Origin of the sequence: Nocardioides sp. (genome assembly GCF_025965415.1) — a bacterium.
Taxonomy (GTDB): Bacteria; Actinomycetota; Actinomycetes; order Propionibacteriales; family Nocardioidaceae; genus Nocardioides.
The window spans coordinates 1-7,505 of record NZ_JAOPWY010000082.1 but is presented as its reverse complement, the minus strand read 5'-3'; the positions used below and the strand labels follow the sequence as shown (position 1 = coordinate 7,505).

The 7,505-nt window shown below is 70.2% G+C and carries 6 protein-coding genes and 1 tRNA gene; 3 read left to right on the top strand and 4 right to left on the bottom strand.

All coding sequences use genetic code 11. The features are described 5' to 3' along the window. Nucleotides 1-2,323, bottom strand: a 2,323-nt coding sequence (locus tag JWN97_RS08530) for a multifunctional oxoglutarate decarboxylase/oxoglutarate dehydrogenase thiamine pyrophosphate-binding subunit/dihydrolipoyllysine-residue succinyltransferase subunit (RefSeq protein ID WP_297621310.1), incomplete at its 3' end; no start/stop codon positions are given. Between the two features lie 249 nt (nt 2,324-2,572). Between JWN97_RS08530 and JWN97_RS08525 the strand changes: the two genes are divergently transcribed. Both JWN97_RS08525 and JWN97_RS08520 read left to right on the top strand, forming a co-directional pair. Then, a complete protein-coding gene (locus tag JWN97_RS08525; RefSeq protein ID WP_297621308.1) occupies nt 2,573-3,190 on the top strand; it encodes a hypothetical protein in 618 nt (205 codons plus the stop codon). After that, nucleotides 3,190-4,098, top strand: a complete 909-nt coding sequence (locus tag JWN97_RS08520; protein WP_297621306.1) for an LCP family protein — start codon at nt 3,190-3,192, stop codon at nt 4,096-4,098. Before JWN97_RS08525 ends, JWN97_RS08520 begins: the two co-directional genes overlap by 1 nt. Nucleotides 4,099-4,116: 18 nt before the next feature. Here JWN97_RS08520 and JWN97_RS08515 read toward each other — a convergent pair whose 3' ends face one another. The 3 genes from JWN97_RS08515 to JWN97_RS08505 form a co-directional block, all read right to left on the bottom strand. After that, nucleotides 4,117-5,523 carry a choice-of-anchor P family protein gene (locus JWN97_RS08515; RefSeq protein ID WP_297621304.1) on the bottom strand — a complete coding sequence of 469 codons (1,407 nt, stop codon included), beginning with the start codon at nt 5,521-5,523 and terminating at the stop codon, nt 4,117-4,119. 173 nt (nt 5,524-5,696) lie between these two features. After that, a tRNA-Arg gene (locus JWN97_RS08510) sits at nt 5,697-5,769 on the bottom strand. A gap of 72 nt (nt 5,770-5,841) precedes the next feature. Beyond that, a complete protein-coding gene (locus JWN97_RS08505) occupies nt 5,842-6,339 on the bottom strand; it encodes a thioesterase family protein (RefSeq protein WP_297621302.1) in 498 nt (165 codons plus the stop codon). Between the two features lie 95 nt (nt 6,340-6,434). Between JWN97_RS08505 and JWN97_RS08500 the strand changes: the two genes are divergently transcribed. Next, nucleotides 6,435-7,505: arginine--tRNA ligase (locus tag JWN97_RS08500; protein WP_297621300.1), on the top strand; the 1,071-nt coding region annotated here is incomplete at its 3' end.

Here is a 7,505-nt window from a genome sequence, read left to right as displayed (position 1 = left end):
TGTAGAGCTTGCGCACCGAGCGCTTCTGCTCGATCAGGTCGTACATCAGCGGCTGGGTGTACGACGGGTCGTCGCCCTCGTTGTGCCCGCGGCGGCGGTAGCAGACGAGGTCGATGACGACGTCCTTGTTGAAGGTCTGGCGGTAGTCGAACGCGAGCCGGGCGACCCGGATGCAGGCCTCCGGGTCGTCGCCGTTGACGTGGAAGATCGGCGCCTGGACCATCCGCGCCACGTCGGTGGCGTAGAGGGAGGAGCGCGACGAGCCGGGTGCGGTGGTGAAGCCGACCTGGTTGTTGATGACGACGTGCACGGTGCCACCGGTGCGATAGCCGCGCAGCTGCGACAGGTTGAGGGTCTCGGCCACCACACCCTGGCCGGCGAACGCGGCGTCGCCGTGCACGAGCAGGGGCAGGACCGGGAACTTCTCGCCCTGGTCGAGGATGTCCTGCTTGGCGCGGGCGATGCCCTCGAGCACCGGGTTGACCGCCTCGAGGTGCGAGGGGTTGGCGGCGACGGAGACCTTGATCTTGTCGCCCGACCCGGCGACGAACTCGCCCTCCGCGCCGAGGTGGTACTTGACGTCGCCTGAGCCCTGAACGGTCCGCGGGTCGATGTTGCCCTCGAACTCGCGGAAGATCTGGCTGTACTTCTTGCCGACGATGTTGGCGAGCATGTTGAGCCGGCCGCGGTGGGCCATGCCGATGGTGACCTCGTCGAGACCGGTCTCGGCGGCCGCCTCGCAGATCTCGTCGACCAGCGGGATGGTGGTCTCGCCGCCCTCGAGGCTGAAGCGCTTCTGTCCGACGAACTTGGTCTGCAGGAAGGTCTCGAAGGCCTCGGCCTGGTTGAGCTTGAGCAGGATCCGCAGCTGCTCCTCGCGCGGGGGCTTCACGTGCGGCTGCTCCACGCGCTCCTGGATCCACTTGCGCTGCTCGGGATCCATGATGTGCATGTACTCGATGCCGGTGGTGCGGCAGTAAGAGTCGCGCAGGATCCCGAGGATGTTGCGCAGCTTCATGAAACGGCGGCCCTCGCCACCGAACGAGCCGGTGGCGAACTCGCGGTCGAGGTCCCACAGCGTCAGGCCGTGCGACTCGATCTCGAGGTCGGGGTGGCTGCGCTGGCGGTACTCGAGCGGGTCGGTGTCGGCCATCAGGTGGCCGCGCACGCGGTAGGCGTGGATCAGCTCGAGGATGCGCGCCTGCTTGACGATGTCGTCGTCGTGGGAGGCGACCACGTCGCGCGACCAGCGGATCGGCTCGTAGGGGATGCGCAGCGAGCGGAAGATCTCGTCGTAGAAGTCGTCCTCACCGAGCAGCAGGCCGTGCATGCGCTTGAGGAACTCGCCCGACTGCGCGCCCTGGATGACGCGGTGGTCGTAGGTCGAGGTCAGCGTCATCGCCTTGCTGATGGCGCTGCGGTTGATCGCCTCGTCCGAGGCGCCCTGCCACTCCGGGGGGTATTCCATCGCGCCCACGCCGATGATCGCGCCCTGGCCGGCCATCAGGCGCGGCACCGAGTGGACGGTGCCGATGCCGCCGGGGTTGGTCAGCGAGATGGTGGTGCCCTGGAAGTCGGTGACGGTGAGCTTGTTGTCGCGCGCCTTGCGCACCACGTCCTCGTACGCCGTCCAGAAGGCCGCGAAGTCCATCGCCTCGGCGCCCTTGATGCTCGGCACCAGCAGCTGCCGGGTGCCGTCGGGCTTCTTCATGTCGATCGCCAGGCCGAGGTTGATGTGGGCCGGGGTGATCAGGGTGGGCTTGCCGTCGATGACCTCGAAGCCGACGTTCATCTCCGGCATCGCGCGCAGCGCCTTGACCAGCGCGTAGCCGATGAGGTGCGTGAACGAGACCTTGCCGCCGCGGGCGCGGGCGAGGTGGTTGTTGATGACGGTGCGGTTGTCCCAGAGCAGCTTGACCGGCACCGAACGCACCGAGGTGGCCGTCGGCACGGTGAGCGAGGCGTTCATGTTGGCCACGGTGCGAGCGGCGGCACCGCGCAGGACGGTGTAGGTGGGCTCGTCGCTGGCCTGGCTCGGCGCGGCGGGCTTGGGGTCCTTGGCCACGGGGGTGGTGGTGCCCTTGGCGGGCTCGTCGGCGGCGGCCGCGGGACGCGGGGTCGACTTCGGCGCGGCGGGGGTCTTGGCCGGCGCCGGGGCGGCGGCAGCGGGAGCCTTCGCCGGCGCGGCGGCCGGAGCCTTGGCGGGCGCGGCGGCCTTCGCCGGCTCGGCGGCCTTCCCGGGAGCCGCAGCGGCCCCGTTGCCGAAGTAGCTCGCCCACTCGGGACCCACGCTCGCGGGGTCCTTGTCGTACTGCTCCTTCATCTCGTCCACGAGCCACTCGTTGGCTCCCAGATCAGAGGACGGAGCAACCGAGGAAGGGTTGCCGGACTGCCCGTTCGGGGACTGCGCCACGCTTGTTTCGCCTCTTTCAGAACTCTTCGCGCAAGGGTTTGACCAAGTCGCTGACAAGGCTAGTCGCACACGCCTCCAAATGCAGGGGCGGGGATGGACTTTGAGGCATGGTGTCGACCACATCCCCTGTCACACCCGCACCACCCGCCTGGAGTCGTCATGCCAAGCCCTGTGCCGGGGCGCACCACGTGGTCCCGCCGCTACGCCGGAATCGCGCTTGCCCTCGTCCTGCCCGTCTCCGTCACCGCCTGCAGGTCCGGGTCGGACCCGTCGGCCGCGCCGGAGCGGCTCAGCCGCAACGACGCGCAGGTGACCCTCGCCTCGCACCCCGTCGAGACGACCACGAGGATCCACCGGGTCTACGGCCGGCTGCCCGACGCGCGTCGCAAGGCCGTACGCCGTCAGGTGGGCGAGGTCGTCGACCGCTGGTGGGACGCCGCCTACCTCGGGGGCACCTTCCCCCGCAGCAGCTTCCCCGCCGCGTTCCCGGGCTTCACCGACGGTGCCGAGGAGCGCGCCCGCTCGGACAAGACGCTGCTGACCAACCAGACCAGGGGTCCGCACGTCGAGTCGGTCACCGCGAAGCACCGCGAGGTGTCGCTCGACATCCTCGCGACCGACCGGCGGGCACGCTCGGTGACCGCCCACTTCGTGCTGCGCTTCGAGACCACCGGCGAGAAGGCCGGGAAGACGGGCGTGCGCGGACGACTGTTCCTCACCTACAAGCGGGGTGCCTGGCGCATCTTCGGCTACGACGTCGCGAAGGGGGCCTGGTGATGCACCGCATCCGTCGAGCAGCGAAGGCCGTGGCACTGGCGGGCGTCCTCGCCCTGACCGCGTTCGTCGTACCCCAGTCCGCGGTGCAGTCGACCGAGGTCAGCCTCGTCAAGATCCGGCACTCGCAGGGCGTCGCCGTCGGCGGAGAGGACGTGGTCTGGATCCTGGCCGTCGGCTCCGACGCCCGTCCCGGCCAGGACATGACCCGCTCGCGCGGCGACGCGCTCCAGCTCGTGGGCATCAACACCCGCACGGGCTCCGCCACCGCGATCGGGGTGCCCCGCGACTCGTGGGTCGCCATCCCCGGGCACGGCCGGGAGAAGATCAACTCGGCGCTCTACTTCGCCGGCCCGCGCGGGATGGCGGGGGCGATGCGCAACCTGGTCGGCATCGAGCCCGACTACGTCATGGTCACCCGGTTCCCGTTCTTCGAGGACATGGTCGACGACATCGGCGGCATCACCGTCACCAACCCGCGCCGGTTCTACGACCCCTACCTCAAGAAGGAGGGCTTCGCGAAGGGCCGCATCCACCTCGACGGCTACAACGCGATGGCCTTCTCCCGCATCCGCAAGGGCCTGGCCGGGGGCGACTTCGACCGCTCGGCCAACCAGCAGCGGACGTTGCGCGGCATCCACGCTCGCATCCGGTCGCAGGCTGCCCGGCCCGGCTTCATCGAGCGCGGCGTGATGACGGTGATGCAGCACATGGCCACCAACGCCTCGCCCGCCGAGCTGTACGAGATCGCCCAGGCGGTCGCCCAGGTGGATCCGTCGAGGATCACCACCTGCGTGGTCACCGGTCGCGTCGGCTTCGTCGGCGCCGCGAGCGTGGTGTTCCCCGACGTCGCCCAGGCACGACGCCTGGGCCGCGACGCCCGGCCGGACGCCGCCCTGCGGCACTGCTGAGCCGCAGGGCGACGGCCGTCAGTGCGGGTAGATGCGTCCGGCGGTGCGGGCCAGGTCGATCACGACGGCATCGGAGTAGAGCTTGATCCGCAGGCCGATCACCTGCGAGCCGCGGTAGCCGGTGTCGACCAGCTGCCGCTGGATCTCGCCGATGCCGTTGGGCAGCTCGACCACGCCGCCGGGCTCGGGGATCGCGAGCGCCTGTCCGCCGACCGTGATCGAGCCGATCGCGGTGGAGACCTTGGCGCGCACCCGCTGGCCGGCCTTCTGCCGCATCGCGGCCCGCGAGGAGACGTCGGTGATCACGAGCTGGGCGCTGGGGATGGACACCGACGAGATCGCCGTGCGCGACCAGCCCTTGGCGACCTTCTTGGCACGGAACTGGTCGCCGTTGACCTGGTAGGTGACGCCGTCGAGCAGCACGGGCACCGGCACGAGCTGGCTGGCGTGCGGCACCCGGTAGGTCTGGGTGCGCCCGCGCGAGCCCTGGCAGGGGAGCGCCTTGTGCTGGACGTTGCCGAACTTCAGGGCACCCTGGAGGGCCTGGTAGTCCATCGCGGTGCCGCCGGAGCGGAAGACCCCGACCGGCGCGGGTCCGCCCATGCGGACCCGGGCGGTGCCGAGCTCGACGAGCTGGCGACGGTCACCGGCGGTGACCTCGATCCGCAGCGCGGAGGCCTGCGACTGTGCGTTGCTGCTGTTGGCGCGCCCGTTCTCGTAGCCGAGCGCGATGCTGCCGAGCCCCGGGATCTGGATCGGCGCGGTGACGTCGCTCAGCACCTGGAAGACCTCCTGGGCGACCTGCTGGGTGCCGGTGAAGACGGTGTCGGTGACCTGGTCGAGCGGTGCCAGGAGCTCCTGCAGCTCCGGCGGGAGGCCCTGCACGACGGTGTTGTCCAGCAGCGACAGGGAGATGCTCGCGAAGGTGAAGCTCTCGGCGTGGCCGTAGCCCTGCGGGGTGTTGAAGGCGTCGGCCGTCGTCTGCAGGCCCTTGATCACCAGCCTGGGCGTGGTCAGCGGACCGACGGTGCCGCCGATGCTGATGTCGCCGATGGTGTTGGTGCCGCGGACGCCGTGGGTCTGCCCGTCGACGTACGTCTCGGTGCGGCTGGTGCTGGCCGACACGTTGATCAGCGGGTTGTCGGGCACCGACACAGCGCTCTCGCGCTCGACGACCTGTCCGACGGCGCGCGTGCAGAGCTGCTGGGCGTGCGCGTCCTTGAGGTTGAGCGCCTCGACGCTGTCGGTCACCAGCTTCACGCCGTAGACGTCGCCGCGGTAGCCGAAGTCCGTGAGCCCGGCGGTGCGGGCATCGGCGCGCTCACCCGCCTGGGCCGGGGCCGTGAGCCCGGCCGAGAGGACGAGTCCGATGCCGAGTCCGGCGCCGATCGCCGACGAGAGCCGTCGCGTGATGGGTCGTTCCATGATTCCCTCCCAAAGGACCGGGGGAGCTGACACGGTTCCGGTGCCTTTGTGACCGGCCGGTAACTCCCTCGTGCGCTCAACGAAGCGGCCACATCTTGGTCACGCCCGCGCGCGTCAGCGTAGGGGCCGACACGCAAGAGCGGCGACACCCTGAGGGATGTCGCCGCTGCGTGCGCCTCCGGCAGGATTCGAACCTGCGGCACCTGGTACCGGAAACCAGTGCTCTATCCCCTGAGCTACGGAGGCCTGCGCCGGCCGAGGCCAGCGCGCGGTGAAGACTACCGGTCGCCCGCCGGGGGCGTGAAACCGGTTGGCGACTCAGCGCAGCGCGAGCGAGCCCGACGTGTCGGCCGCGAAGGGGAGGGCCTGGTGCTCGGCGACCCGGGCGTCGAGGGCGGCCGCGACGTCGTCGGGCCACGGCGCGGTCAGGCGGGTGCTCATGTCGATGTGCAGGAAGACCTCCTCGACCACGCACGCGACGCGCTGGTGGGTCTCGTCGAGGAGGTAGACGAGTGCGTGGCCGGCGCGCTCGGAGCGGCCGAGCAGACGCACCCGCGCCGACATCGTGTCGCCGGTGCGCAGCTCGCTCAGGTAGGTCACGTGGTGCTCGGCGCTGAAGCAGGCGTGGCCGTGGGTCAGGGGCCACATCTGCGGGATGCCGACCTCGACGAGCGACTCGTCGAGGCCCTCGCTGGCGATGCCGATGTAGTGCCGGACGTTGAGGTGGCCGTTGATGTCCTCGAACGGCATCGGCACGGGCTGCTCGACGTAGGCAGGCAGGTCGACCAGCTGGTCGTAGGCGGGAGACGTCTTCACAGCGCAGAACCTTAGGGCAGCGTGGTCCCCGGCTGCGGGTGCCAGGGCGTGAAACCGGTTCGGTCCGTGGCAGGCCTCGCCGATAGGCTGCTCGTGTGACTCCTGAGCAGCTCTCCGAGACCATCGTCGACGCGCTGGAGGCCCTCGTGGCCGACGGCGCGATCACGCTGCCCGACGGCGTGCCGACCGAGGTCACGGTGGAGCGACCGCGGCAGAAGGGGCACGGCGACTACGCCACCAACGTGGCGCTCCAGCTGGCCAAGAAGGCCTCCACCGGTCCGCGGGCCTTCGCGGAGCTGGTGGCCGCCCAGCTGCGCACCGCCGACGGCGTGGCCGAGGTGGAGATCGCCGGGCCGGGCTTCCTCAACGTCACCGTCGAGGCGGCGGCGCAGGGCCAGGTCGCCGCCGACGTCGTCGCGGCAGGAGAGGCGTACGGCGCCTCCGACGCGTTCGCGGGCGAGAAGATCAACCTCGAGTTCGTGTCCGCCAACCCCACGGGCCCGCTGCACCTCGGTGGCGTCCGCTGGGCCGCGGTGGGCGACGCGCTGGGCCGGATCTTCACCAAGACCGGCGCCGAGGTCACCCGGGAGTACTACTTCAACGACCACGGCGCCCAGCTCGACCGCTTCAGCTCGTCCCTGCTGGCCTGGGCGAAGGGCCTGCCCGTGCCCGAGGACGGCTACGGCGGCGCCTACATCGGGGAGATCGCCAAGGACGTCATGGCCCAGGAGCCCGACGTGCTCGACCTCCCCGACGACGAGGCGCAGGAGGTGTTCCGTGCCGTGGGTGTCGAGCTGATGTTCGCGGAGATCAAGAAGTCCCTCCTCGACTTCGGCGTCGACTTCGACGTCTACTTCCACGAGAAGTCACTGCACGACTCCGGCGCGGTCGAGCGCGCCATCGCTCGGCTCACCGAGATGGGCAACACCTACACGCAGGACGGTGCGCTGTGGCTGCGCACCGAGAAGTACGGCGACGACAAGGACCGCGTGATCATCCGGTCCAACGGCACGCCGGCCTACATCTCCGGCGACCTCGGCTACTACCTCGACAAGCGCGAGCGCGGCTTCGACCGCTGCTTCATCATGCTCGGCGCCGACCACCACGGCTACGTCGGCCGGATGAACGCCATGTGCGCGGCCTTCGGCGACGAGCCGGGCAAGAAC